Origin of the sequence: Streptomyces sp. TLI_185 (assembly GCF_003814765.1) — a bacterium.
GTDB lineage: Bacteria > Actinomycetota > Actinomycetes > Streptomycetales > Streptomycetaceae > Streptomyces.
On the sequence record NZ_RKRB01000001.1, the window covers coordinates 5569362 to 5593791 of the forward strand.

Annotated in this window: 22 protein-coding genes; 4 read left to right on the forward strand and 18 right to left on the reverse strand. The window is 72.2% G+C overall.

The annotated features are described in order from the left end of the window. Positions 1-74: 74 nt before the first annotated feature. Together EDD92_RS25640 and EDD92_RS25645 are read left to right on the forward strand one after the other, a co-directional pair. Positions 75-1541: an MFS transporter gene (locus tag EDD92_RS25640; protein ID WP_123966452.1), complete on the forward strand. Its 1467-nt coding sequence runs from the start codon at positions 75-77 to the stop codon at positions 1539-1541. A 156-nt stretch (positions 1542-1697) separates the two neighbouring features. Then, complete coding sequence (locus EDD92_RS25645) at positions 1698-2111, forward strand: DUF3151 domain-containing protein (RefSeq protein WP_115906844.1); 414 nt, start codon at positions 1698-1700, stop codon at positions 2109-2111. Here EDD92_RS25645 and EDD92_RS25650 read toward each other — a convergent pair. Genes EDD92_RS25650 through EDD92_RS25675 form a run of 6 tightly spaced genes read right to left on the reverse strand, consistent with a single transcriptional unit; the run spans position 2108 to position 9261 of the window. Continuing rightward, complete coding sequence (locus EDD92_RS25650; protein ID WP_123966453.1) at positions 2108-3400, reverse strand: MFS transporter; 1293 nt, start codon at positions 3398-3400, stop codon at positions 2108-2110. The two genes, EDD92_RS25645 and EDD92_RS25650, sit on opposite strands and share 4 nt — an antisense overlap. Then, positions 3397-4626, reverse strand: a complete 1230-nt coding sequence (locus tag EDD92_RS25655; protein ID WP_185124124.1) for an ATP-grasp domain-containing protein — start codon at positions 4624-4626, stop codon at positions 3397-3399. The genes EDD92_RS25650 and EDD92_RS25655 overlap by 4 nt, the downstream gene beginning before the upstream one ends. A gap of 42 nt (positions 4627-4668) precedes the next feature. Then, the gene (locus EDD92_RS25660; protein ID WP_123966455.1) at positions 4669-5766 is read right to left on the reverse strand and encodes a peptidogalycan biosysnthesis protein; all 1098 of its coding nucleotides are present in this window, start codon (positions 5764-5766) and stop codon (positions 4669-4671) included. Further along, positions 5763-7574, reverse strand: a complete 1812-nt coding sequence (locus tag EDD92_RS25665) for a radical SAM protein (RefSeq protein WP_221268126.1) — start codon at positions 7572-7574, stop codon at positions 5763-5765. The genes EDD92_RS25660 and EDD92_RS25665 overlap by 4 nt, the downstream gene beginning before the upstream one ends. Then, positions 7571-8467 (reverse strand): homocysteine S-methyltransferase family protein, encoded by an 897-nt coding sequence (locus EDD92_RS25670; protein WP_123966456.1) that lies wholly within the window; start codon positions 8465-8467, stop codon positions 7571-7573. The genes EDD92_RS25665 and EDD92_RS25670 overlap by 4 nt, the downstream gene beginning before the upstream one ends. Next, positions 8464-9261: a crotonobetainyl-CoA--carnitine CoA-transferase gene (locus EDD92_RS25675; RefSeq protein WP_123966457.1), complete on the reverse strand. Its 798-nt coding sequence runs from the start codon at positions 9259-9261 to the stop codon at positions 8464-8466. The genes EDD92_RS25670 and EDD92_RS25675 overlap by 4 nt, the downstream gene beginning before the upstream one ends. A gap of 129 nt (positions 9262-9390) precedes the next feature. On the opposite strand from EDD92_RS25675, the gene EDD92_RS51345 reads away from it, so the two are divergent. After that, positions 9391-9858 carry a response regulator transcription factor gene (locus tag EDD92_RS51345; protein WP_260326754.1) on the forward strand — a complete coding sequence of 156 codons (468 nt, stop codon included), beginning with the start codon at positions 9391-9393 and terminating at the stop codon, positions 9856-9858. 238 nt (positions 9859-10096) lie between these two features. Beyond that, on the forward strand, positions 10097-13153 hold the full coding sequence (locus EDD92_RS25685) for a BTAD domain-containing putative transcriptional regulator (RefSeq protein ID WP_123966459.1): 3057 nt from the start codon (positions 10097-10099) through the stop codon (positions 13151-13153). On the opposite strand, the gene EDD92_RS49975 is transcribed toward EDD92_RS25685, so the two are convergent. From EDD92_RS49975 to EDD92_RS25740, 12 genes are all read right to left on the reverse strand, one after another. Further along, entirely contained in the window at positions 13143-13295 is a 153-nt protein-coding gene (locus EDD92_RS49975) for a hypothetical protein (RefSeq protein ID WP_185124125.1), read from the reverse strand. The two genes, EDD92_RS25685 and EDD92_RS49975, sit on opposite strands and share 11 nt — an antisense overlap. 79 nt (positions 13296-13374) lie before the next feature. Then, positions 13375-14553: an acetyl-CoA carboxylase biotin carboxylase subunit family protein gene (locus EDD92_RS25690; RefSeq protein ID WP_123966460.1), complete on the reverse strand. Its 1179-nt coding sequence runs from the start codon at positions 14551-14553 to the stop codon at positions 13375-13377. Between the two features lie 24 nt (positions 14554-14577). Next, positions 14578-15060: an SAM-dependent methyltransferase gene (locus EDD92_RS25695; RefSeq protein ID WP_123966461.1), complete on the reverse strand. Its 483-nt coding sequence runs from the start codon at positions 15058-15060 to the stop codon at positions 14578-14580. 30 nt (positions 15061-15090) lie between these two features. Next, complete coding sequence (locus tag EDD92_RS25700; protein ID WP_123966462.1) at positions 15091-16371, reverse strand: acetyl-CoA carboxylase biotin carboxylase subunit family protein; 1281 nt, start codon at positions 16369-16371, stop codon at positions 15091-15093. Beyond that, positions 16368-17123 (reverse strand): trans-aconitate 2-methyltransferase, encoded by a 756-nt coding sequence (locus EDD92_RS25705; RefSeq protein WP_123966463.1) that lies wholly within the window; start codon positions 17121-17123, stop codon positions 16368-16370. The genes EDD92_RS25700 and EDD92_RS25705 overlap by 4 nt, the downstream gene beginning before the upstream one ends. Further along, a complete protein-coding gene (locus tag EDD92_RS25710) occupies positions 17113-18174 on the reverse strand; it encodes a hypothetical protein (RefSeq protein WP_123966464.1) in 1062 nt (353 codons plus the stop codon). The genes EDD92_RS25705 and EDD92_RS25710 overlap by 11 nt, the downstream gene beginning before the upstream one ends. Further along, positions 18174-19217 carry a PLP-dependent transferase gene (locus tag EDD92_RS25715; RefSeq protein ID WP_185124126.1) on the reverse strand — a complete coding sequence of 348 codons (1044 nt, stop codon included), beginning with the start codon at positions 19215-19217 and terminating at the stop codon, positions 18174-18176. Before EDD92_RS25715 ends, EDD92_RS25710 begins: the two co-directional genes overlap by 1 nt. Before the next feature lie 2 nt (positions 19218-19219). After that, positions 19220-20689: a radical SAM protein gene (locus EDD92_RS25720; protein ID WP_123966466.1), complete on the reverse strand. Its 1470-nt coding sequence runs from the start codon at positions 20687-20689 to the stop codon at positions 19220-19222. A gap of 102 nt (positions 20690-20791) precedes the next feature. Beyond that, positions 20792-21283, reverse strand: coding sequence for an SAM-dependent methyltransferase (locus tag EDD92_RS25725; RefSeq protein ID WP_123966467.1), 492 nt, complete (start codon positions 21281-21283; stop codon positions 20792-20794). Further along, the gene (locus EDD92_RS25730) at positions 21280-22371 is read right to left on the reverse strand and encodes a thioesterase domain-containing protein (protein WP_123966468.1); all 1092 of its coding nucleotides are present in this window, start codon (positions 22369-22371) and stop codon (positions 21280-21282) included. The genes EDD92_RS25725 and EDD92_RS25730 overlap by 4 nt, the downstream gene beginning before the upstream one ends. A 33-nt stretch (positions 22372-22404) precedes the next feature. Continuing rightward, on the reverse strand, positions 22405-23643 hold the full coding sequence (locus EDD92_RS25735; protein WP_123966469.1) for an MFS transporter: 1239 nt from the start codon (positions 23641-23643) through the stop codon (positions 22405-22407). After that, positions 23640-24389: an alpha/beta fold hydrolase gene (locus EDD92_RS25740; RefSeq protein ID WP_123966470.1), complete on the reverse strand. Its 750-nt coding sequence runs from the start codon at positions 24387-24389 to the stop codon at positions 23640-23642. The genes EDD92_RS25735 and EDD92_RS25740 overlap by 4 nt, the downstream gene beginning before the upstream one ends. Positions 24390-24430 lie beyond the last annotated feature (41 nt).

Genomic DNA, 24430 nt, shown 5'->3' on the forward strand with positions numbered 1-24430 from the left:
GCGACCGAGCAACCGACCCGCGGTCTTTGGCGAGCCCGGTGCTACGGCACCGGGCTCGCTGTATACCTGGGGGCATGCCCGACGTCCGGATCGCCTCCCCGCAGGGCAAGTGGATCCTGCTGACCACCGTGCTCGGCTCCAGCATGGCCATGCTCGACTCGACCGTCGTCAACGTCGCCCTGCCGCGCATCGGCCGCGACCTGGACGCGAACCTCGCCGCCCTCCAATGGACGGTCAACGCGTACATGCTCACGCTGGCCGGACTGATCCTCCTCGGCGGCTCCCTCGGCGACCACTACGGCCGCCGCAAGATCTTCGTCATCGGGGTGGTGTGGTTCGCGTCGGCGTCCCTGCTGTGCGGCCTGGCGCCCACCGCCGGTGTGCTCGTCGCCGCCCGGGCCCTGCAGGGGGTCGGCGGCGCGCTCCTCACACCCGGTTCTCTCGCGCTGATCCAGGCGTCCTTCCACCCGGACGACCGGGGCCGGGCCGTGGGCCTGTGGTCCGGTTTCGGAGGCATCGGTGCGGCCGTCGGCCCGTTCCTGGGTGGCTGGCTGGTGGACGGCCCCGGCTGGCGCTGGGTCTTCCTGCTCAACGTCCCGCTGGCGCTGCTGTGCGCCCCCATCGCCGTGCGCCACGTCCCCGAGTCCGCCGACGGCCGCGCGCACGGCCGCTTCGACGTGCTCGGCGCGGTCCTCGGAGCACTGGCGCTCGCGCTGGTGACGTACGCCCTGATCGAGGCCCGCCAGGGCTCGCTGGTGGTCGCCGTCACCGCGGTGGCCGGGCTGGCGTCGGGAGTGGCCTTCGTCCAGGTCGAGAAGCGGCGCCCGGACCCGATGATGCCGCTGGACATCTTCAAGTCCCGCGAGTTCACGGCGGTCAACCTGGTCACGCTCTGCGTCTACGCGGCCTTCGGCGGCTTCTTCTTCCTCACCGCCGTCCAGCTCCAGGTCGCCGTGGGCTGGTCCCCCCTCGCCGCCGGTACGGCCCTCCTCCCGACGACCGTCCTGATGCTGCTGTTCTCCGCCCGCTCGGGCGCCCTCGCCGACCGCATCGGGCCGCGCATCCCGCTCACGGTCGGGCCGCTCCTGTGCGCGGCCGGGATGCTGCTGATGCTGAGGGTCGGCCCGGGCGCCTCGTACGTGCTCGACGTCCTGCCCGCCGTACTGGTCCTCGGCGCCGGCATGGTCACGCTGGTGGCACCGCTGACGGCCACCGTCCTCGCCTCCGTGGACACCGCGCGGGCGGGCCTGGCCAGCGGCATCAACAACGCGGCGGCCCGCGCTGCCGGCCTGATCGCGGTGGCCGCACTGCCGCTGCTCGCCGGGATGGGCCCGGACGCGTACCTCTCCCCGAGCGCCTTCGACGACGCCTTCCACCGGGCGATGCTGCTGTGCGCGGGCGTCCTGGTGGTCGGCGCGGTCGTCGCCTTCGCGACCGTACGACCGCTGCCCCCCGGCTGCCGCCGCCCGGAGTGCCGCACGCACGGGGCGATCACGGCGCCGCCGCTGGAGGGGACGCGGGCGCAGAAGCGGATCGCGTGACCGAGGCCTTTCAGCCCCGGTCGGCTGCAATCAGCCCGTCGTGGGGGTCCCCCCGCTCGAGCGAAGCCGAGAGTGAAGGAGTTCGAGGACGAGGCCGTTCAGGCCGAAGCAGGGGTCTGGGGGCGGCAGCTCCCAGCAGGGGCGACACTGGTTCACATGTCGATTCACGAAAACCTCCTCGGGGGACCGCCCCCGACCCACCTCCCCGACGACCCCGCGCCCCGCGAGCTGCTGGCGAACGGCACCGCGCCCGCGGACGTCGCCGCCAAGTACCCGACGTCCTCGCTGGCCTGGGCCCAGCTGGCCGACGAGGCGTTCGAGCGGGGCAGCGTCGTGGAGTCGTACGCCTACGCCCGCACGGGCTACCACCGCGGCCTGGACGCCCTGCGCCGCAGCGGCTGGAAGGGCCACGGCCCGGTGCCCTGGGAGCACGAGCCGAACCGCGGCTTCCTGCGCGCCCTGCACGCCCTCGCCCGTGCCGCCGGATCCATCGGCGAGCAGGAGGAGTACGAGCGCTGCACCCAGTTCCTGAAGGACTCCTCGCCGACGGCGGCCCAGACCCTGGGCTAGCCGTCCGCTGCAGTTGCCTCTCGGGCCCGCCCGGTGTGATCGGGCGGGCCTTGCGCCGCGCGGCCGAGTGCCGCGCTGAGCAGTGCGCCCAGAAGAGCCACGCCCGCGAACACGGTCCACAGGGTGGTGGCGGAGGCGAGCAGCAGCAGGGCTCCCGCGGCCGGGACGGCCACGGAGGCGATGGACCAGGACGCCTGGTACACCGCCATGCAGGGGGCTTCAAGGCCGGGGGGTGCGAGCTCGGCCGCGTGTCCGTCGCTGGTCGGGGCGATCACGATCTCGCCGAAGGTGTACACCGCCATCGAGGCGAGCGCCAGAGCGACGGCGGCCGTCGGCACGGCCGTGTCCCGCAGCCGGGTGACCAGCGCAAACCCCACCCCGGCGGCCGTGTACAGGGCGCCGCCCACGGCCATCATGCGCGGTGCGGCGCGGTCCGACGTCCGTTTCACCAGCGACTGCTGGAACAGCACGACGAGGGCACCGTTCAGAGCCAGTACGGTGCCGGCCACCCAGCCGCCCAGCCGGGCGCCGTCGACCAGGTAGAGACCGGTGAACGTGGAGACCAGCGTGGCGCACACCGTGAAGCAGGTCTTGGCGCCGGTCAGCAGCGCGAAGCCCGGCAGGCGCAGCACCTGAAGCGTTCCGGCCGTGGGGGCGCCGGACCCCGGGCCAAAGGAGCCGACAGCGGACTGTGCGGCCCCCTGTCCCCGCAGCCGCAGCAGTACGACGGCGGTGACGGCGAAGCTCGCCGCGTCGACCAGCGCGATCACCCGCAGGCCGGTCGAGCTGTGCGCCGAGGCCAGCAGGCCGCCTACGAGAGAACCCAGGCACAGGCCGACGTTGCGGGCCCAGCCCACCGTGCCGAACGCGCGGCGCGCCGCCGGCCCCCGGGCGAGGCGGGCGATCGTGGCGCCGAGCGACACCCACGCCGCTTTGTCGAGTACGGCGGACAGGGCCAGCGCGGCCACGGCCGCCGGGGCGGGCAGGGTCACCGTGTACAGGACGAACAACGGGGCGCGCACGGCGTTGACCAGGATGAGCGAGCGCAGGTGCCCCACCGACTGCACCAGGCGCCCCAGGGCCGCGCCCGACACGATGAGCGCCAGGTTCACCACGGTGAGCGTGGTGCCGACGGACGCGACGCCGAGGTCCTGCACCCGCACGAAGTACAGCAGCGCGAAGGGCATGAACATCCCCGAGCCGACCGCGTCGACGATCATCGCCGACACGAACAGGCGGGGCAGCGGTCCGTCCACCCCGCCCACCGGCCGGCTCGTCGTCCGGCTCACGCCTCGGGCACCCTGGTCAGTCCGAGGAGGCCGAGCAGCCGGGAGTCCGCCTCAGCCAGCTGCGCCAGGGTCTCGGCGCGGTCGGGGCCACTGCCCAGGACATAGCCGGCCCGCCACCAGTTGGCGTCCACGCTCGCGAGGGCCGACCCGGGCGGCAGCAGTCGCTCCGCGTGTGTGACGAGTGGCAGGCCCTCGCGGACCCCCGCCATCGTGGGGGCGTCCGCGACGGTGCCGGTACCCGCCACGAACGCCACCGCCGCCACCTGAGGGGCGGCACCGGGCCGGGTGCGAACGGGGTCTTCCTCGCCGAGCGCGAGCGACAGGGCGGCGTCGTACAGGTCGACTCCGGTGGCGCGCAGCAGCACGTCGCTGATGAGGCCGCCGGCGGGGCGGAAGGCGATCTCGATGAGGTGCCAGCGGTCCCCGTCGCGCTTGGCCTCCAGATGGAGCACGGCGTTGTCGATGTCCAGGGCCTTCGCCACGCTGTCCACGAAGCGGGTGGCGGACGGGCTCAGGTCGCGCTGTACGGCGGGGTCGATCACATGGCGTGTCTCGACGAAGAACGGCGGCGCGGTGCAGGTCTTCTCGGTGACCCCGACGAACAGGGTGCTCCCCGCCGAGACAACGGCCTCCAGGGAGAGCTCCGGACCCGGTACGAAGTGCTCGACCAGTGCCTGCGGCTGTCCGGTGGTGGCCATCACGGCCGACAGGGCGGCGGGAAGTGCGGCGGGGTCGGCCACGCGTCGGATGCCGAGGCTCGCCGCACCGTCGACGGGCTTGACGATGACCTCGCCGGAGGGAGCCGAACGCAGCAGCGCCTCGGCCTCGGCAGGGTCGGCGGTGAGCACGAAGGGCAGTTCGGCACCGGTACCGGCGAGCCGGCGCCGTACGTCGGCCTTGTGGGCGAGCTCGTCGGCCACGGCCGCTCCGGCACCGGGCAGTCCCCACTCCTTCGCCAGGCGGGCCGCGATGCGGGTGCCCCAGTCGTTGAACGCGAGGACGCCGTCCACCTTGCCCGCGAACGACTTGAGTCGGTCCAGGTCCGGGCCCGGATCCTGATGATCCGTCAGGCGCCAGGCGTGGTTCTCGGTGGCCAGCCGGTCGTAGCGGGAGTAGGCGGTCTCGTCCACCAGGATCGTGTCGACCCCTCTGCGTTCCGCCGCCGCGAAGAAGCGTTCTCGCAGGGGGCCGATGCCGATGATCAGGACGGTGGGGCGTGCGTTCAAGGCACTCTGCTCCTTCACGGGTGGTTCAGCAGGCACGTTGGTTCAGCTGGCTTCTCGGGCGGCGAACGCCGCGTCGGTGCGGCGCAGCAGGGCGGTGTGCGCCCGGGCGGCGGGCGGTACGGCGCTCAGCAGCGGCCTCGCCGTGGCGCCCCGGTGCAGCTTGGCCGTCGCGGTGCCCGTGCTGAGCAGCACACCGCGGCCTCCGCTGTCCCGGGCCAGCCGCGCCATCAGGTGGTAGGCGACATGGAAGTACGCCCCGATCTCCTTGCTCCCTGGGCCGAGTCCGACCATGCGCGGCAGCACGTCGCGGGTGCCGAGGAGCGCCGTGGCACTGGCGACGGCCGTACCGTGCCGGTCCCGTACGAGTGCCACGCAGTAGCGGGGGCCGAAGGCGTGCCTCAGGCGCTCGTTCATGCGCAGCAGCCGGGCCCGGTCGCCCGGGATGCCGTGCTTGTCGTCCGAGCACGCCTCCAGCCGCGCGACCTCCTGCTGGATCAGGGCGGTCACCTCGTCGCCCCGGTGGATCTCGGCGCTCGCACCGGCCTCCTCCAGGGATGCCAGCTCCCGCCGCAGTCGGCGCCGGCGGTGCGCCGAGAAGCCCGCGAGATAGGCGGTCTCGTCCGGCCCGACGTCCACGATGTGGAAGTAGCGGTCGGTGACGCCCACGCTCCAGCCGCGCTCCCGCAGAAACGGAACGACGGGGGCGTCCTCGTCGAGGTGCAGGAAGGTGAGCAGTCGCCCCTGCGTGTGCGCGTACGCCTCGAGGTCGGTCAGCAGCGTGTCCGCGTCGAACTTCGCGTCGCGCGCGGGAAAGACGGACTGTCCGTACCCGAGGGCGCAGACGTTCAGCTGGCGCAGCCCTTCGGTCCTGGCCTCCTCGATGTCCTCCTCGGGCTGCGCCACGTCGCGGCCCGTGCCGGCGGCCACGTCGGTGCAGTTCATCCGGGGGAAGCCGGAGTGGTCGTCCTGGGTGCGCACCGCGCAGGCGGCGCCCGCGCCGGGTATCTCCAGGAACCGCACGCCGTCCTCGGGCCAGCGGTTGGCGGTGAGCCAGGCCAGTGCGGACCTGGGGTCCGCCGGGTCGGCAGTCCAGTACGTGCCGGGCAGCTCGTCCGCCGTCGCGTATTCCGTGACCGTCACATCGCCACCGCTTCCACTCCGTTGCGCACCTGCCCCCACCGCACCCTGGACTCCCGGTGGATGCGCCAGATGTGGTCCTCCGTCAGCAGCCGGGAGACGACACCCGGATACGCCTCCTCGAAGAAGGAGTACGGCGGGGGTACCTCAACTCCCTGGGAACCGTAGTCGAGTTGGTCCTCCATACCGTGCCGGCGGGTGATCTCCGTGCCCGGATGGTAGGTGAGGATGTTGGGGCTGGCGAGCATGAGGTAGCCGTCGTCGATGAGCCGGCCCACCTCCTCGATGGTCTCGCCGATGGTGTCCTCGTTCTCGCCGTCGAGCCCGAAGAGGACGGAACTGCCCACCCGGATCCCGTTCTCGCGCAGCAGCCCCAGTGCCCGGCGCACCCGCTCCTTCCACGGCGTGGTGCGCCGGACGTTCTTGTGGACGTGCCGCATGACCTGCTCGGACATGCTCTCGATGCCCACGTAGACGTAGTTGCAGCCCGCCTGGCGCATCGCGGTCAGGCCCGCGTGCACGATCTCGGGCCGCGGGCCGGTGAGCACGTCGACGGTGAGCTGGGCGCCCCACTGCAGGTCGGCGAGACCGCGGTCGATCTGCCGCGCCTCGGCCAGCTCGGCGCAGAACTGCCGGATACGGGGCCAGGAGCCGGACCAGAAGATCGAGTCGTCGAAGAAGGCGGCCTCGGCGTCGTACTCGACGTACTCCCGCAGCCGCTCCACCGTCATGGCGGTGTCGCCGGGCACCGGGCGCCGCACCTGGCCCAGCAGGGCGGACTCCGAGCAGAAGGTGCACCGCATCGGGCAGGTGCCCGAGACCAGGACATGGGCGCACCGGGCCACCGTGCCGTCGTCCCGGGTGAAGATCGGGAAGCGGGAACGGATCAGGAACGGGGCGTACGGCGAAGGGTTCCGCTCCGCGGGAACGGGCGGGCCGTCCACCGCGAACGCGGTCCACCCGGCACCGTCGCGGACGAGGATGCTGCCGCGTCCGAACTCCTGCCCGCCCTCGCCCGCCATCCGCTCCAGCTCGGCGGCGACCGTGCCGGCGACGGCCACGCGGGTGGTCAGGTCCATGGCGCGGGCGACGGCCCGCAGGGTGAGGTCGAGCAGGGGGCCGCCGTCGCCGCTGACGAGGACGTCGACCGGGCAGGCGGTGCCGGTGGCGCTGGGCGCGAGGTGCACCTGTGCCGGCTCCACGCGGCGGACCGTCTCGTCCGCGTGCCGGCCGCCCAGCACCACCAGGGCGGTGGGGCATTCCTCCTTGACCAGGGCGGCGATCTCCAGGGCGTAGCGGTGCGCCGGGGAGACAGCGCTGATCAGGACGACGGAGGGGGTGCGCCGGCGCAGCAGGCCGACGAGGTCGGCGCGGGTCCGCGGGGTCCAGGTCCTGGGGTCGAAGACGGTGTCGTCGGTGGTCCGCACCTCGGTCTCGAGCCGGCGGGAGACGTCGGGGCGCTCCTTCTTGCCGGGGAGGCCGGGCCAGAGCGGACACAGGTCGTTGTAGACGTCGGTGGGCCCGAAGGGGTCGGTGAACGAGGCCGTCGCGCGGACCATGGGGTAACTCAGCGCCGAGTAGAGGGCCATGGGATCGCCGGGATAGGCGACGTCGTTGTCCTCGTCGGTGATCACCGGCGCGAGAATCGCCAGCACGCCGAAGGCGCGCACCGCCCCGGTGGCTTCGGATCCTGTGCGCTCCGCTTCCGCCCGGATCTGCCGGCGGCGCGCCTGCAGGGCGGGGTCCGGGTCGCGGCTGCCGATGTGCAGAAGGGCGGATCCGAACGTGGCTCGTATCTGATGCTCCGTCACGCCGCCGCCTCTTCCTTCCACTTGTCCGACAGGGCGCTGATGTGCGCCGGGGCCGTTCCGCAGCAGCCGCCGACGAAGGCCGGCGCGAACCGGGCGGCCCAGCCGTGCGCCAGGTCGGCGAAGACTGTGGGCGACAGGGCCGGCGGCAGCGTGTGGGCGCTGTGCTCCCACGGGGCGAGCGCCGCGCGGTCCTCCAGGTTGGGGTAGACGCCGACCGGGACGCCGAGGCCGGACAGCCGCTGCAGGGCGCGGGGGACGGCGGCAGGGGGCAGGCAGTTGACGGCCACGGCAGCGGCTCCGGCGTCGGCGCAGGCCCGCGCCGCCTCGTCGAGCGCGTCACCGTCGGGGAGCGTGATCTCGTTCGTGACCACGAAGCTCACCCATGCCGTCAGCCCGCGCCGTACCGCGGCCTCGACCGCGATCACGGCCTCGCGGCGGGTGCACTGCGTCTCCACGAGGACGAGGTCGGTCTCCGTCTCGGCGAGGACGCCGGCCAGCCATCGGTGTTCGCGGCGCAGGGAGCCCTCGTCCGGGGTCAGGGCCGGGGTGTAGCAGTCCTCGACGGGGGCGACCGAGGCGGCAACCAGGGCGTGCGGGGTGCCGGCGGCCTCCCGGGCACGTACCGCACAGGTCACGGCCCGGTGCACGTAGTCGCGGTGGTCCGCCTCGGCCACGCCCATGCGGGACAGGGCCCGGGAGTTCGTGCGGAAGGTGTTGGCGGTGACGACGTCGCTGCCGCTGCGCAGGAACTCCGCGTGCACCTCCACCAGCGCGTCCGCCCCGGCGGCGGTGCGCAGGGGCGCGCTGGTGAGCCACGGTTCGAGCATGGGGATCCCGGCCGCCTGCAGACCGGTGGCCGTGCCGCCGTCGAGAATCCTGGGGCGCGAGGTCATACCGTCTCCCTGAATTTCTCCGTTTTTCCGGTGTCCCGCGTTTTTCCGGCGCTGCCCCAGGCGAGGAATTCCTCGACCCATTCGGCCGGCATCAGGTTGATCTTCTGGTCGGCGAATGGGCGCTGCCCGGGAGCCGTCCAGTCGTCGTCGCCGCGGCGCGGAACCGAGCCGTCGGGTCTGGTGAGGTGCGGGCCGTTGTAGAACCAGGCGATCTGCCCGACGAACTCGTTCAGCACCGCTCGGTGGATACCGGGCGAGAACATCCTCAGATGCGCATACGCCACGGAGAGTTCACCGCGCAGATCGAACGGGGCGCGCATCAGGTAGTGCCCGAAGTAGTCGTGCGTGGCGCGCAGGACGTCGTTGTGGAGGGCGGGCGTTCCGTCGATGTCGACGCCGGACGGGGCGAGGAGCGGGTTGTCCGGGTCCTCGTAGCCCTCCGGACCGTGTCCGTGCTCCGTGGGGAACACATACAGGTCCTCGCCCGCGTCCATGGCGCGGCACAGCTCGCGGGACGCGGTGTAGGGCTGTCCGGACTTCCGGAAGAAGCGCACTGTCAGCCCCATGCCGGTCATGCAGGCGAGCTGGGCCCGGGCCTCGTGTGCCATCTGCAGGTACTGGCCGCGGGCGTCGGGATCGTTGGGGCGGCTGGGTTGCTCATGGAAACGCCGCGCTATTTTCCGCACCAGGTCTTCAGGGACGCCGGCTGCCCGGAAGGGAGAACCGACCCACTCGTGTTCCAGACCGGTGCGGCGAAGGTACTGCCGGGAGACCTCGCGAACATCAACGACCATGGCGTCCATGGTTGTTGCGGCCGCCCGCCGGGGCATGCCGCAGGATCCGGGGACACCGTTTCCGGGGACATGACGGGGCCGGGAGCGCACCGGTATCGAATCGGGAAGGCGTGGCGGGACCGTTGCTGCATGCGAACAGCGATATGTGAGCGGCGGCCGTTGGTGCTCATGGGCTTGGCGCACCTGCTGAGCACCCAGTCGTCCTGCGAGGTGGTGTTCACGTCGACCGAGGGGCTGCCGGCGGCCGGGGACCGGAGCACCTTCGACGTACTGGTCGTCGGGGAGAGCCTGGCGGACGGGATGCCGGGGACGCCGGAGTCCGGGGTGGTGGTCGTACGGGCGGACGCGACCGCGGAGGAGGTGCTGCGGTCGGTGTCCGAGGCCGCGGGGGAGCGCGCGGGAGCCGCCACGTTGTCCCCGCGGGAGCAGGAAGTGCTGCGCTTCATCGCACTGGGGATGACCCACGGGCAGGTGGCGCGCCGCATCGGGATCAGCCACCACACCGTCGACACCTACGTGAAGCGGGTGCGATCGAAGTTCAGCGTGGGAAACAAGGCCGAACTCACGCGAATCGCTCTCGGTCTGGCGCCACTTTGAACGAACGTTTACTGAGTTTTGCCTCGAGATGTTCACTCCGGTCGTCCCCGCCGAGCTGCTTCTCTGCTGGGGGTCCGGGGGTTATCCCCCGGGAAAATGCAGCACCTGGCACCGGGAACTGTGAATTTCGCCGTACCCTCTGCCCCGCAAACCTCTTATGATCCCGAGGCGAGGCCCTATCCGGGCCTGCTGAAAGGCCCCTACCTGGGCCTTCTGGATGACGGGGGGCGGAGCATCCATGTCCGAACGGGGAGAAGCAGCACTACGGTTCAACATCCTCGGACCGCTTGAAGCGTGGTCCGGAACCACCAGGCTGCGGCTGGGCGGAGCGATCCAGGAACGGGTTCTGACGACCCTGCTGCTCGAACCGGGCAGAGTGGTCCCGGTGGGGCGCCTGGTACAGGCGGCGTGGGACGACGATCCGCCGGCCACCGCCCCGCACCAGATACGCAAGGCCGTCGCGGATCTCCGCCGGCGCCTTCCGCGCGGCGACCAGGTGATCGTCACCGACGGACCGGGCTACCGGGCCGTGCCGGCCGAAGGGGAACTGGACCTGACCGAGTTCGCCGGCCACCTCCGCGACGCCGGCCGGGCCGCCTCCGCAGGCAGCCCCCGCGAGGCGGTGGAGGAGCTGAGCCGGGCGCTGGCGCTGTGGCGCGGCCCCGTCATGGCGGACACGGGAAGCGCCGTGATCCAGGCCGCCGGCACCACGCTCGACGAGCGCCGGCTGGCCGCCGCCGAGCAGCTCTTCGAACTGCGTCTCGGGCTCGGCGAGGCCGCCGGACTCATCGGTGACCTGCGTGATCTCATCGCCCAGAAACCCCTGCGCGAGACCCTGCGCGGCCATCTGATGCTGGCTCTGTACCGCACGGGCCGGCAGGCGGAGGCCCTGGAGGAGTACCAGAAGGTACGGGAGCTGCTCCTGGAGGAGCTCGGCGTCGACCCCGGGCCGCGGCTCGGCGAGCTGCACGCCGCGATCCTGCGCGAGGCCCCCGAACTGGCCGCCCCCGGACTCCGGTTGCCGTCGGCCCCGGCCGCTCCCGGGGCGCCCGCACCCGGCCGGGCCGAGCCGCCCTGCACCCTGCCGTACGACCTGTCCGACTTCACCGGCCGGAAGCAGGAGCTGGACGCCCTGGTCGACTGCATCAAGGGCGGCGGGGAACAGGGCGGGCGGCACAGCCGTATCGTCGCGATCGACGGAATGGGCGGCAGCGGCAAGACCACGCTCGCCGTCCGCGCGGCCCACCAGGTGGCCGCGGACTTCCCCGATGGTCAACTCCACCTGGATCTGCGCGGCTTCACCCCCGGCGAGTCCCCGGTCTCTCCGGCCACCGCACTGGACGCCCTGCTCAGGGCGGTCGGCACACCGGGCGACCGCATACCCGACGACCTCCAGGGCCGTACCGCGCTGTGGCGCTCCACCCTCGCCCAGCGCCGACTGCTGCTGCTGGTCGACAACGCCCTGGACGTCGGCCAGGTCCTGCCCCTGCTGCCCGCCTCGCACGGCTGTCTGGTCCTGGTCACGAGCCGGGCGCGGCTCGTCGACCTCGACGGCGCCGAGTGGTTCTCCATCGGCCCGATGTCCCACGAGGACAGCATGCTGCTGATCGAGGAGGTCCTCGGCGCTGCGCGGGTGGTGGCGGAGCCGGCCGCGACGGCCGAACTGGTCCGCCTGTGCGGCCGCCTCCCGCTGGCCCTGCGCATCGTCGCCGCGCGGCTGCGCAACCGGCCCCGGTGGACGGTGGAGTACCTGGTCGACCGGCTGCGGGACGAGACCCGCCGGCTGGAGGAGCTGAGCGCGGGGGAACGCAGCGTTGCGGCGTCGCTTCGGCTGTCGTACCAGATCATGGACGAGGAGCACCGCGTCGCCTTCCGCATCCTGGGCCTGCGCCCGGGGGCCGACATCGACGTGTACGCCGCCGCCGCTCTCCTCGGCACGGGCCGGCGCGACGCGGAGCTGGTCCTGGAACGGCTGCTGGACGTGCACCTGTTGCAGCAGCCCGCCATCGGCCTGTACCGCTTCCATGACCTGGTGCACAACTTCGCGCAGAGCCAGTGCGGTCCGGACAGCGCGCAGGACGACATCGAGGCCGTGCTGCGCCTCCTGGACTACTACCTCACGACCACCGAGACGGCGTGCGAGCTGCTCTTCAGCGGCCGTCGGCGCCGCTCCACGGGGATACCCGCCTACCGAGGCGACCAGCCCGTGTTCACGGACGCGGCGGACGCCGACGGCTGGTTCGGCCGTGAGCACGCGAACCTGGTCGCCGCCATTTCCCTCGCTCACCGCCGCGGCCTCGACCGCCACACGGTGTGCCTGACCCGCAACGTCGTCTTCCGGCTCAACGCCCGCGGCCAGTTCAAGGAGTTCAGGGACGTCGGCCGGATCGCCGTCGAGGCCGCGCGGCGGCTGGGAGACGTGGCCCTGCTCGGTGTCAGCCTGTCCAATCTCGGTGTCGCGTGCTGGAAGCTGGGGCACTTCGACGAGGGCCTCGTGGTGGCCACGGAGGCCCGGGACGTCGCCGTCCGGCTGCGCGACCAGCACACCGAGGCACACGGCGAGTCCACCATCGGCCTGCTGCTGACGGTGCTCGGGCGGCACCCGGAGGCGCTGGTGCACCTGGAGCGCGCGATCACCCTGGAACGGGAGCTGGACATCCCGCGCGCCGAGGCCGAGACCCTCACCAACCTCAGCACCCTGTACGCCCAGTGGGGCAGATGCGAGGAGGCTGCCACGGCGGCGCGGCAGGCCCTCGAACTCCACCGGGGCTTCGACTACCGCGACAACCATGTGATGGCGCTGACCGATCTGGCCTTCGCGCACATCGGACTCGGCCAGTACGAGGACGCCCATCAGCGCCTGGAACAGGCGCGCGCCCTGTGCGACTCCTCCAGCCCGCCGGGGGACGTCGCGCTGGCGCTGGCGCTGTCCGCGTGGGTCGCCGAGTGTATGGGGCGGCCGGCGCCGGCGGCCGGCTTCGCCCGTCGGGCGCTGGAGCTCGCGCGGGTGAGCGGCAGCCCGACGCGGCAGGCGAAGGTCGAGAACCTCATCGGCGAGTTCTGCCGGCGCCGCGGCGAGTACGAGAAGGCCCTCTCCCTGCACGCCCACGCCCACGAGCTCGCCACCGCCATCAGCTACCGAGCGGAGCAGGCGCGGGCGCTGAACGGAATGGCCGACGCGGCCGAGACACTCGGCGACACCGCCCTGGCCCTGGAGTACCGTGCGGCGGCGGCGGAGCTGTTCGACGCGATGGGGTGTCCTGTGCCGCTGGTCGAGGACCGTCTCAGGGCGTGATCACCGTGGGTCCCTGGTTGTCCGCGACGATGTGGTGAGCGCTGTGCGCGGTGTCGGCGGACGGGCCGAGTGCCGCGCCCACGCCGAGGACCAGGGCCGTCGCCGAGAGGACGCCGATGAGGGTGGCCAGCATGCTGCGCATGGTTCTCCTTCGTGACCGGTGCTGCCTGTGGTGTGGTCGCCATGCTCGACGCGGCCCTTCCCGTACCGGTCCCGTCTCGTTACCGCCGTCCCGGCCCGGTGGCCGCGCCGGTGCTGACCCGGTCCGCCCAGCGCCGCCGCACGGTGGCGAGCCGCTCGTCCAGCTCCTGGTGCGTTGCGCCGTGGACGATGACCTGGACGTGTTCGGGTGTGTCCGCGTCGGCCGCCACCACCCGGACGTCGTCGACGTGCCGCATCCCTACGATGCCGGTCAGAAGCGCTGCCAGGTCCGGTCCGGGGTGGCACAGCGGCAGGCGGGCGAGGGCCGCGGGGCGCCCGGGGGCCGGGTGGCGCCGCGGTGACCCGGCGAGCGCCGACAGGACGTCCTCCTCCGGGGCGCGGCCGGTCGACGCCCGCACCAGGCGCCGGATGGGCTGTGCGCCGAGCCGCGCCTTCGAGGCGGCGATCCGTGGCCCGTTCTCGGTGACGACCACCTCGGTGTGGGCGGGCCCGGACTGGAGCCCCGCCAGATCGAGCAGGGCCCGCACCGCGGCGCGGATCCCGGCCCGGTCCGCCTCGGACAGGGCCGCCGGATGCAGCAGGACCGCACCGGCGTCCTGCCGGGCGGTCATGCCGGTCACCTCGTGCATGCCCTCGCAGGTGAGGGTGTCCACGCTGATCCGCGGCCCGGTCAGCAGCTCCTCGACGAGATGGGGTCCGGCAGGAGCACCGGCCAGCCAGCGGTCGAGCTCCTCCTTGCTGCGGATGACCGCGGTCCGCGAGGCGGGACCCGCCTTGACGGCCACCGGCAGCGGGAAGTCCTCGACCAGCGCGCGGACCGCCTGAGCGGTCGTGGCCGGCTCGGCCCTGACCACGGACACCCTGCTCTGGTTGAGCATCCGCCGCATGAGCGCCGGATCACCCAGCCTGCGCAGTGGCTCCGCCCGCTCCGGCGCCACCGCGTGCAGGGCCCGCTCGGCGGCCCGGTGGAGCACCTCCGCCTCGCCCAGGTACAGGATGTGCCCGATCCCGTGCGCGTGAGCGGTCCGCACCAGGGCGGAGTGCAGCGCGTCCGCGTCGTCCAGATCCACGGCCACCGTGCGCCCGGCGGACCGCGGGGTGTCCCCGAGTCCCTCCACCGACCAGGCGTCGAACCCCGTGCCGGCCGCCGCCTCCCGTAGGCGGGCGTCCGGACACAGCAGGAGGATCCGGTGCGGGTTCTCCGGCACGGACTCCGAGGTGAGCGGGTGGCGGGACACGGGGCTCCTTGGGCGTCGGACGTGTCAGTAGTAGTGGCGCATGATGTCGGTGGCCCATGCGGGCTGGGTGGTGGTGCCCTGGGGGCCGAACTCGCTCATGTAGGGCTTGATGTCGAGGACGGGGGTGCCGTCGACGGCGTCGAGGCCCTGGACGTGCAGGTCGAGTCCGTCGGTACGCACCAGGCGGCAGCGGGAGACGCCGAGGCGGTTGGGGCGGTTCTTGCCGCGCTGCGCGAAGATGCCGACCATCGGCCAGTCGGTGTTGCCGCGTGGATGGCGGGCACCGGTCTCGATCTTCGCCACGGGCACGCGGTCGAAGTGGTAGACGATCTCCAGGTGGGAGAAGCCGTCCAGGCCCGCCAGCGCGTCCGCGTCGAACTGGTCGCCGTCCAGGCGGATGACGGCCTCGACCTTCCCCCAGTCGTCGTCACGGACCTCCTCGCGTCCGCCGACCACCCGGCCCACCGGGACGGAGACCACCTCGGGCGAGGTGCTCTTCTCAGACATCTGCCGTGCCTTTCGTCAAAGGGTTCTGTGTCACGCGGCGCCCGAGCGTACTGCAGGGGCAGAAGTTGCTCCGTACCAATAGAGCTCCGCGCGTGTCTGCAACTGCCGCAAGAGCTCGGCGAGTTGGGTGTGACTCCCGGCGGTTCCGTAGATCACACCGATCGCGCCGAGCGTGCCCCGGCGCCAGCCGGCGTGGTGGGAGTCCGGTGCGCGGACGTCTACCAGGTCGACGCCGGGCAGGTCCGCCAACGACTCGATGAGCGAGAGCGGCCCCGGGGACACCGGGTCCGCGGGCGGGATCAGCATGTACTGGAAAGCCACCGGACCGGCTTCCCGTCCCGGCCGCAGCGGCTCCGGCGCGGTGACGGGCAGGCCCAGAGCCAGTCGCAGCGCCGCCCCCACCATGTCGTAGCCCATGCGGCGTTGCGTGATCTCGGCGACGTTGCCGCCGAGCCGCCCGTTGACCTCGATGATCCGCGGCCCGTCGGCGGTGAGTTTGACCTCGGTGTGGGTGACACCGTGCCGGATGCCCAGGGCCCGCAGCGCCCGTTGTTCGAGCTCCACGACGTCCGCCGCCAGGGCCGCCGGTACCGGCGCGGGCAGGATGTGTCCCGTCTCCCGGAACGGCGGGGCCAGCGGCGGCTTGCCGGTGACCGTGACGGTGCGGGGCTCGCCGTCGACCACCAGGGACTCGACGGAGACGTAGTCGCCCCACCCCGGGGGCGTGAGCCCGGGGTCGCCCGGCAGGTACTCCTCCAGGACGAAGTCCCCGGGAGTGTCCTCGGTGAACTCCGCCAGCCTGTCCCGGCATTCGGCGGGCGAGCCGACCAGGCAGGTGTCGACGCTGCCCGCGCCGTGGCGCGGCTTGAGCACCGCGGGAGTGCCCACGCGGGCGAGTGCGCCGGCGCAGTCGTCGGGGTGGCGGAGCAGCACGCACGCGGTGTCCTGCACGCCGGCCAGGGCCTGTCGCTGACGGAACTTGTCCGTGAGGGCGTCCGTCACCTCGGGCGAGTGGAACCGCAGTCCGCAGTGGGCGGCCACCGCGGCGGTGAGCCGCAGCCGGTGCTCGCTGAAGGTCACGATGCCGTCGGGAGACAGCCCCGCGGCGAGCCGGCACACCTCCGCGTCGTCGAGCCCGGTGATGTCCACGACCTCGGCGTGCCCCGCGACCTGGCCCAACTCGGCCGCCACCGCCGGGTGTCGGGGCTCGCAGAGGAAGACGACCCGGCCGAGCCCCCTGGCCGACGAAAGGACGCGCAGGGGGCCGGCGGAGCCCTGGTCGTGGACGACCAGGAGCGTGGGGAGCGTCACGGCCGGGCGCGCCGGGCGGTGATGTTCAGCCGGACGTAGTCGACGACCGGCTCGGGCAGGCGCGCCGCGACCGAGCGGACGAAGTCCTCGTGGTCCGCCTCGGGGAGGCGGTCCAGGTGGGAGCCGAGGACCACGGTGGCCAGGTAGCTCCACAGCTGCTCACCGGGTTCCAGCCGCGCCGGGTCGGGCAGCAGGCTGACCTCGATGTCGGTGAACCCGGCGTTCCGCAGCCGCTCGGTGGTCTCCTCGACACCGGCGAAGTACCAGACCTTCTGCTTCTCGTCGGTGGCGCCCAGCACCTCCTCCACGGCGGCGTTGATCAGCGCGACATTGCCCCGGCCGCCGCACTCGGCGACGAACTGGCCGCCCGGCCGCAGGTACTGGGCCAGGTTGTCGAAGAGGGCGGCGTGGTCGGTGATCCAGTGGAACGTGGCCACGCTGGTGATCGCGTCGACCTGGCCGGTGATCGGCAGCGGCTTGGTGAGGTCGGCGTTCACGACCTCCACCCGGTCGAGGCGGTCGGCCAGCTTCACCCGGAGCTGCTCCAGCATCCGGCTGGACCCGTCGATCCCGATCACTCGGCCGTCCGGCACCAGGTCGAGCAGCGCGGCCGTGTCCCGTCCGGTGCCGCAGCCGGCGTCGAGGACGGTCTCACCGCCCTTGAGGCTGAGCCGGCCGAGGGTGCGCTTGCCCCACTGCTGGTGCGGCAGGGGAAGCGAGTCGTATGTCTTGGCGTCCCATTCACGGGGCACGGCGGGGCTCCTTCGTGTCGTGCGTGCGGTCGTTCTCGGTGTGCGGTACGGGGACCGGGGTGCCGTCGAGCACCAGGGTGACGTCGACGGGGTGGGCGTCCCTGACCAGCCGCAAGGCGTCACCTTCGGCGAGCCAGCGGCGCACGGCCCCCACGGGGTCGGCGTCGCCGCCCACGGACGGGTCGGCGGGCAGCAGCTGAACGAGGATGTTGCAGAGACCGGCGGGGGCGTCCTCGGCGGAGTACGGGCCGCGCAGGTCGATGCGGCCGGACGCGTGGACCGAGGCGGCAGGAGCGTCCGGGGCGGTGGCGGTCCCCTCCGGGGCGGCGAAGCCGAGCGCCTCCGCGGCCAGCGCGGCCAGGAAGTACTCCTGGGCGCTCGGCGCGAGGTCGCCCCCGAACAGCTGCTTGGGCTGGTCGGACTCGGCCCGCACACCGTCGACCTCGGCGAGGACATGGGTGCCCACCTCCCACGTCACCCGTGCCGCGCGCCGCCGTTCGGGCACGAAGGCCCCGGTGCCCGGTGGCACGGGACGGCTGGTCAGGTGCACGTCCTGGGCGGTCTGCACCACGGCCCTGATGTCGTTCGGCTCCTGAAGGGTGCGGTGGGCACTGCCCCGCTCGCGGGCCGCGGCGAGCGCACGCCGCGCCTGCCCGGGCGACAGGTCGCCGTCGAGCCGTATCTCGTACGAGAGCCGTGCCGCACCGTCCGCGGCGAACTCCACGCGGGGCAGCACCTCCAGCAGTGCCGGGCTGCATCCCTCGCCGGTCAGCTCGGTGACCACGCTGTCCGCGACGGACGCGCCCAGTGCCACCAGCAGCGAGCCGACCGGGTCGAGGCAGTCGCCCGTGCCGGATCCGCAGCGCTGGTCGATGCCGAAGGCACGGGCGACCCGGGTGGACCCGAGCCGCATCGGCTCGGTGCGCACCCGGCAGCGGTCGGCCGCCGCGGGCTGCGCCGCCACGCCGATGGACAGCTGTGCCTCCCACGAGTCCTCGCGGATCTGCTCGGCCAGGGTCCGTCTGGCGCGCAGATCGACGCCGTTCAGCATCATTCGCCTCCCTCGTGCTGCTTGAGGGCCGTATCGAGGGCCCGCCGCAGTCGTCGTATCAGCGCGTCGGTGTCGTCGAGGCCCACCGCGAGCCGGACCAGTCGGCGGGAGACGCCCGCCTCCCGGCGGACCCGCTCGCTCAGGTGGGCGTGGGTGGTGTGGGCCGGGAGCCGGGCCGTGCTGGCGAGCGGTGTGCCGTCGGCCTTCGGGCCGCATGCGGCCAGTACCCCGGACAGGTCGCGGATCTCCTCCGCGACCTCGAAGGACAGCAGTCCGCCGAAGCCCCGATGGGTCTCCAGGGCCCACGGCGACTCGTCGAACGACGGCCGGTGCACCTTCCGTACGGCGGGATGCGCGCGCAGCGCCCCGGCGACCCGCTCGGCGGCGTCCCGCTGGGCAGTCAGCCGCAGTTGGAGCGTGGACAGGGAACGTTCCAGCAGGTGCGCGGCCCATGCGTCGACCTCGCCGCCGAGCCGCGCGCACTGCTCGGCGATCCTCGGCAGACAGCGGTCCAGGCCGGTGACCAGGGCGGCACCCACCTCCGACCAGCCGTCGAGATAGGGCGTCGTGTCCTCGATGACGACGACGGCGCCGGCATCCAACGGGCGCAGCTCGGCGGGCGAGAGCGCGGTGTTGTCCACGACCAGCAGTAGGTCGTTCATCTGGGCGTGGATGGCGATCTCGTTGAGCGGCGCCGGCTTCATCAGCGGGTCGCTGAGGGACGGCGTGTGGACGACCTGGGTCGCGGGCTCCACGGCGGCGACGACCGCGTCGGCGTCCGTGCAGTCGACGAAGGTCACCGTGCGGCCGAGGCCGGCGAGCTCCTGGGTGAGGACGCCGCGCAGCGGGTCGGCGGTCTGGTCGGAGGCGATGATGTGGCCGCCCGGGTTGGTCAGGGCGAGCAGCGTGGCCGTCGTGGCGGTCACGACGCCGGGCACCAGCAGCGCGCCGTCGGCGCCGTGCAGGGCGGCGAAGGCGTCCTCGACCCGGCGGGCCGGCCCAAGGGCCGGCGACGCGGGGGCGGGCGTGGGCGTCTGTCGCACCGTCACCGCCTGCACACCGGCGCGTCGGAGAGACCGATGCGCTGGTGGAAGTAGTGGAAGATGATCTCCTCGTGCAGCGCCTCGCCGTCCAGGGTCGGCTTGATCGCGGTGCCGTCGTTCACCGTCTCGACCAGTCCGCGCTCCAGCAGCTCCGCGAACGCGGAGGCGAAGGGCTCCATCGTGAGCAGGTCGGCGCCGAAACGCTGCTTGTAGCGGTCGAGGACGATCGGCTGATTCGCCTTGAAGTTGAAGCCGAGGGCGGTGCCGATGGCCTTGTGGCCGGACAGGCGCCGGCCGAAGTTGAGCGGCAGGCCCTCGTCGTTCTGCATGAAGGAGACGTACTTGCTGATGTCGGTGATGTTGTGCGTCTGGAGGAACTCCTCCTGGTCACCGGTCAGCCAGCCGTAGGCCCCGGGACCGTACGCGATCATGGTGTTGTAGTGCTCCCACTTGTTCTTCGACGTCTGCGGGATGTTCCCGCCGTCGTACGTGTCCGGGCGGCTCCACCAGCCGCAGGGGCTCGGGTAGTACCCCGCTTCCAGGAGGACCTCGACGGCCTCCTGCCGCATCGCGTACGTCGAGTCCAGGTCCGGGAAGCGGCCCTCGGAGATGAGGCGTTCACGGACGGCGGGGTTGTTCCAGACCGCCCGGTTGCCGATGCCCATCTCCTCGCGGTCCGCGTTGCGCAGCCGGTAGATGGTGATCGTCGGAACCCCGAGACCGGTGAGGATCTGCATGTCGCGGCGGACCGACTCGGGGGTCTGGTACGGCAGGCCGAACATCATGTCGACGTTGAACGGGCAGCCCGTCGCCAGCAGGTTCTCGACCGCCTCGACGGACTGGGCCGAGGAGTGGCGGCGCTTGGTGAAGTCGTTGACCTCGTCCTGCAGCGACTGCACACCGAGGCTGAACCGGTTGAAGCCCAACTCCCGTGCGGTCTCCAGGTGGTGGCGCTGGAAGTTCTCGGGGTTGCCCTCGATGTTGAACTCGATGTTCTCCGACAGCGCGTAGTTCTCCCGCACATGCCGCACCAGCGGCTCGACGTATTCGGGGCTGTTGAGCAGCAGGGCCGCGGTGCCACCGCCTATGTAGAAGGACTCGATGCGGGCCCTGGGTATCCAGTCGAAGCGGTCCAGGTAGCGGCGGGACTCCTCGATCAGCAGGTCGGACCACAGGCGCAGCGCGCCGTCCTCCTTGCCGCGCGGCACCAGCCGTTTCACGTAGTTGCAGAAATGACAGATGTAGTTGCACAGCGGGAGGTGGAAGTACAGGTGCGCCGGGTGGCCCGCGCCCGGGAACGCGGCGTACTCGGCGGCGAGTTCGTCGCTGCCGAGCCGGTCGCCCTCGTTCGAGGTGACGTTGATGTTGTATTCGTCGCGGGGGATCTGCAGCTGGGGGTTGCGGTCGAGGAGGCGGCCGAGGTTGAGCTCGAGGTCGACCGGGGTGCCGCTGCCGTTGGTGAGGACGGACATGGTGGGTCTCCTTGGCTGTGGACGGTGCCCCCGTGCCGGCTTGTGGCCGGGCGGCGGGGAAGAGGTCAAAGCGTCGGATGTGGGAAGGGGATGCCGGAAGCGTCAGAGGTAGTAGGCGGACATCGCCTCGTGGAGCCACGCGGGTTCGCGTACGGTCTCCGGGTCCGGCTGGAAGAGCCGCTGGTACGGCTTGATGTCGAGGACCGGGGTGCCCTCCAGTGCGTCGAGGGCGCGCACGTGCAGGGTGAGGCCGTCGACGCGGACCAGTTCGCAGCGGGAGACGCCCAGCCGGTTGGGGCGTTCCTTGAGCCGCTGGGCGAGGATGCCGAGGCGCGGCAGGTCCGTGCGACCCCTGGGGTGGACCGCCGCGGTGACCACGTCGGACTCGGGGACGAGATGGAAGTGGAAGACCACTTCGAGGTGCGAGAACTGTTCCAGACCGGTCACGGCCCCGGGCTCGAGCACGGTGGGGTCCAGCTCGATGACCGAGGTGACTCCGCCCCAGTGGTCGTGCCGGGGGACGGTGCGGGGCGAGCGGACGACACCGATCGGCCGGAAGCCGTACGTGGGCGTGGTCGCGTCCTGCGCGCTCATGAGGCCGCGCCGGCGACGAGTCCGAGCTGCTCCCGCAGCCGCCGGCCCAGGGTCTCGACCTGGCCCGGTTCGACCATCGTGAAGTGGTCGCCGGGCACATCGCAGACCACGGCCCGGCTCGCGAACTCGCCCCAGCCCAGGTCGTCGGGCAGGGTGCCGCCCTCCATGGACCGGTCCGTCACCCGGAAGACGGTGACCGTGCCGTCGTAGGGGCCCACGCGGTACGCCGCGAGGGCGTCGAGGTTGAACTGGTACATGTCGACCATGCGGCGCAGCCGGTCGGCGTCGAAGTCGGCGGGCATCGTGCCCGCGGCCACGGCCCGTTCGACCAGTTCGGCCGCCCGGGTCTGCGGGTCGAGGGAGCGCAGCCAGTCGATGTCCAGCTCCAGCTTGAGTCCGCGCCAGAGCAGGGCCCGCAGGGCGAAGTCCGGGTCACCGCTGGGTTCGACGGTGATTCGGGTGTCGAGCAGCCCGACGAGCCCGACGCGCTCGCCGCGTTCCCGGAGCCGGCGGGCGGTCTCGTAGGCCAGCAGGCCGCCCATGGAGTAGCCGATCAGATTCCACTCGGCGCCCTCGGGGTGGACCGTGCGCAGCTGCTCGATGAAGGCCTCGGAGATCTCCTCCAGCGAGGTGAGGGGCTCCTCGCCCGGCAGCAGTCCGATCGACTGCACGGCCCAGAACGGCTGGTCGAGGCCCATGGCGCGGGCGATGGGCGGGTACAGCAGCACGGTCCCGGACACCGGAGGCAGGGCGTAGACGGGGCTGGCGCCCGAACCGGCCTGGATCCGCACCAACTGGCCCTGGCGGTCCGCCGTGCCGCGACGGACGATCTCGGCGAGCTCCGCGACGGTGGCCGCGGACAGCAGGTCGGCGGCGGTGAGATCGACCTGGAAGAGCCTGCGCACCTCCACGGTGAGCTTGATGGCGAGCAGCGAGTGGCCGCCCAGCGAGAAGAAGTCGTCGTGGATGCCGACGTCGTCACGTCCCAGCAATCTCCGCCATACGTCGCACAGTTGGAGCTCCACACCGTCGCGGCCGACGCCGCTCGACGGCAGGACGGATTCCCGGTTGGCCATCTTTTCCCCCATCAGGTGGTGTTGTACGGGCCTTGCGAACCGCTCTCAGCCGGCGGTGAGCGGAGCGGGATCGGCCGCTTCCGCGCTGCTCTGGCGGCGCTGCGCCCAGCGAACGGCCGGTGCCATCGACAGCCCGCCCACCAGGAACACCGCGCCGAGCAGCAGCCAGCCGGGGGTTCCCCAGTCGATGAGGAGCAGGGTCAGCGAGAGCGGGCCGAACATCTGGACGGCGGCGATTCCGGTGTTGAACAGGCCCTGGTACTGGCCCTGTTTGTCGGCGGGGGCGAGTTCGTAGCCGATCAGCCAGGAGCCCGCCGACTGCACCATCTCGCCGTAGACATGCAGCGCCGCGGCGGCCACCAGCACCGCCGTCGCCACCACCGCACCACGCCCCGCCGACAGGGCGAAGGCCGCGCAGCAGGCGAGCAGGACCACGCCCGCCACCCGGAAGGCGCGCACGGCCGGTTCCAGGGCGTCGATCTTCTTGGTGACGGGCACCTGGAGGGCGACCACGGCGAGGGTGTTGAACAGCAGCAGGGCGGCGGTGAGCGAGTGCGGTGCGTGGGTGTGCAGCGCGATCCAGAGCGGGAGGATCACCTCCAGGATCGGGATGTGCAGCAGCATCACCATGTTGATCAGGGCGAGCACCGCGTACGGGGTGTCGCGCAGCACCGCGAGCCGCGGCTCACCCGGCGGACGTTCGGGCGAGGGCGGCACGGCGGGCAGCCGCAGGAACAGCAGACCGCACACGACGAAGCTCAACGCGTTCCCGGCGAACACGATCTGGTAGGCCGCCCTGCTGTCCCACAGCAGGGCCAGACCGCCCAGCGCCGCTCCTGCCGACACGCCGACGTTGGTGACCACGCGGACCTTGGCGCGGACCCGCACGAGATTCTCGCCGCTCAGCACCGCAGCGATCAGCGCCTGCCGCGCTGCGTGCGCGCCGCGCTCGAACAGCGCGTACAGGAAGGCGATGACGACGAACAGGGGGTACGAGTCGGTCGTGAGGTAGGCGGCGGTGGCGAGGCCGGCCAGCGCCAGCAGCGCCGCCGAGGTGCCGCGCGGGCCCTTCCGGTCCGCGAGGTGGCCGAAGGGAACTCCGGCGATGAGGCCCGCGATTCCGGCGATGCTGAGACCGAGGCCCAGCTGGGCCGGTGAGAAACCCGCGATCCGCACGAAATAGAGGGCGGAGCACGTCAGGAAGACGCCGTTTCCGAGGGAGTTGGCGAGCTGCCCCAGCACCAGGGTGCGCGCGGGCCCCTCCTCGATGAAGGAGGCTTTCATGAGTTTTCCTGCTCCTTGCGGACGGCGGAGAAGTGGTCCCGGTAGAAAACGCGCATTGCGGAGGTGATCTCGCCGGTATTGCGATAGCAGTCGGCGTGCGAGCCGTGAATGATTTCCAGCCGGAGGGATGCGCTGTCACGCCGGGACAGGCGTTCCTGTTCGTCGGCCAGGATGTTGCGGCTGCCCGCCGCGGCCAGCACCAGCACGGGAATTCCGAGCCGCTCCAGCAGGTCCGGAAGGTGCCCGAAGTCGTAGGTCCAGCGCAGCAGACTGCCCTCGGCCCACTCGTCCGCGACGTGCAGGTCGGGGTGGGCGTCGAAGGACTGGTCGACGACCACCAGGCTGCGGACCCGCGAGGCACCCCAGGTGACCGCGGAGACGGCCGCCACCAGCCCTCCGTAGGAGTAGCCGACCAGGTGCAGGTCACCCGGCAGGGCGTCGCCGAAGCGGTGCAGGTCGGCGGCGAAGTCGAGCACCGAGTAGCCCCAGGCGGGCCGGTGGCTTGCGCCGTGGGCGCGCAGGGACGGGTAGACGGCCACCGAACCCTGCGGGCACAGCGCGTCGCCGACCGGCCGCAACTGCGCCTTGTCCCCGCCGAATCCGTGCAGCAGGAGCATGCTTCCCGGCGCTCCGCCGCCCCCGGGCAGCCCGGGAACGGCGTCGTGGTCCAGCAGTTCGATGCCGCTGCCGTGCCCGGCCAGAAGCGGCCTGGGAAGAATGCGTGGTTCCGGTGAGAAGGCCCTCATCGACAAACCCCTTCGAGAAATGGCGGCCGCGACCCCAGTAA

Excerpts from the sequence above, each read along its gene's own strand:
- EDD92_RS25640 (WP_123966452.1), top strand. The coding sequence starts at position 75 with ATGCCCGACGTCCGGATCGCCTCCCCGCAGGGCAAGTGGATCCTGCTG.
- EDD92_RS25645 (WP_115906844.1), top strand. The coding sequence starts at position 1,698 with ATGTCGATTCACGAAAACCTCCTCGGGGGACCGCCCCCGACCCACCTC.
- EDD92_RS25670 (WP_123966456.1), bottom strand. The coding sequence starts at position 8,467 with ATGACCTCGCGCCCCAGGATTCTCGACGGCGGCACGGCCACCGGTCTG.
- EDD92_RS25675 (WP_123966457.1), bottom strand. The coding sequence starts at position 9,261 with ATGGTCGTTGATGTTCGCGAGGTCTCCCGGCAGTACCTTCGCCGCACC.
- EDD92_RS51345 (WP_260326754.1), top strand. The coding sequence starts at position 9,391 with ATGCGAACAGCGATATGTGAGCGGCGGCCGTTGGTGCTCATGGGCTTG.
- EDD92_RS25685 (WP_123966459.1), top strand. The coding sequence starts at position 10,097 with ATGTCCGAACGGGGAGAAGCAGCACTACGGTTCAACATCCTCGGACCG.
- EDD92_RS49975 (WP_185124125.1), bottom strand. The coding sequence starts at position 13,295 with ATGCGCAGCATGCTGGCCACCCTCATCGGCGTCCTCTCGGCGACGGCC.
- EDD92_RS25695 (WP_123966461.1), bottom strand. The coding sequence starts at position 15,060 with ATGTCTGAGAAGAGCACCTCGCCCGAGGTGGTCTCCGTCCCGGTGGGC.
- EDD92_RS25710 (WP_123966464.1), bottom strand. The coding sequence starts at position 18,174 with ATGCTGAACGGCGTCGATCTGCGCGCCAGACGGACCCTGGCCGAGCAG.
- EDD92_RS25720 (WP_123966466.1), bottom strand. The coding sequence starts at position 20,689 with ATGTCCGTCCTCACCAACGGCAGCGGCACCCCGGTCGACCTCGAGCTC.
- EDD92_RS25725 (WP_123966467.1), bottom strand. The coding sequence starts at position 21,283 with ATGAGCGCGCAGGACGCGACCACGCCCACGTACGGCTTCCGGCCGATC.
- EDD92_RS25730 (WP_123966468.1), bottom strand. The coding sequence starts at position 22,371 with ATGGGGGAAAAGATGGCCAACCGGGAATCCGTCCTGCCGTCGAGCGGC.
- EDD92_RS25735 (WP_123966469.1), bottom strand. The coding sequence starts at position 23,643 with ATGAAAGCCTCCTTCATCGAGGAGGGGCCCGCGCGCACCCTGGTGCTG.
- EDD92_RS25740 (WP_123966470.1), bottom strand. The coding sequence starts at position 24,389 with ATGAGGGCCTTCTCACCGGAACCACGCATTCTTCCCAGGCCGCTTCTG.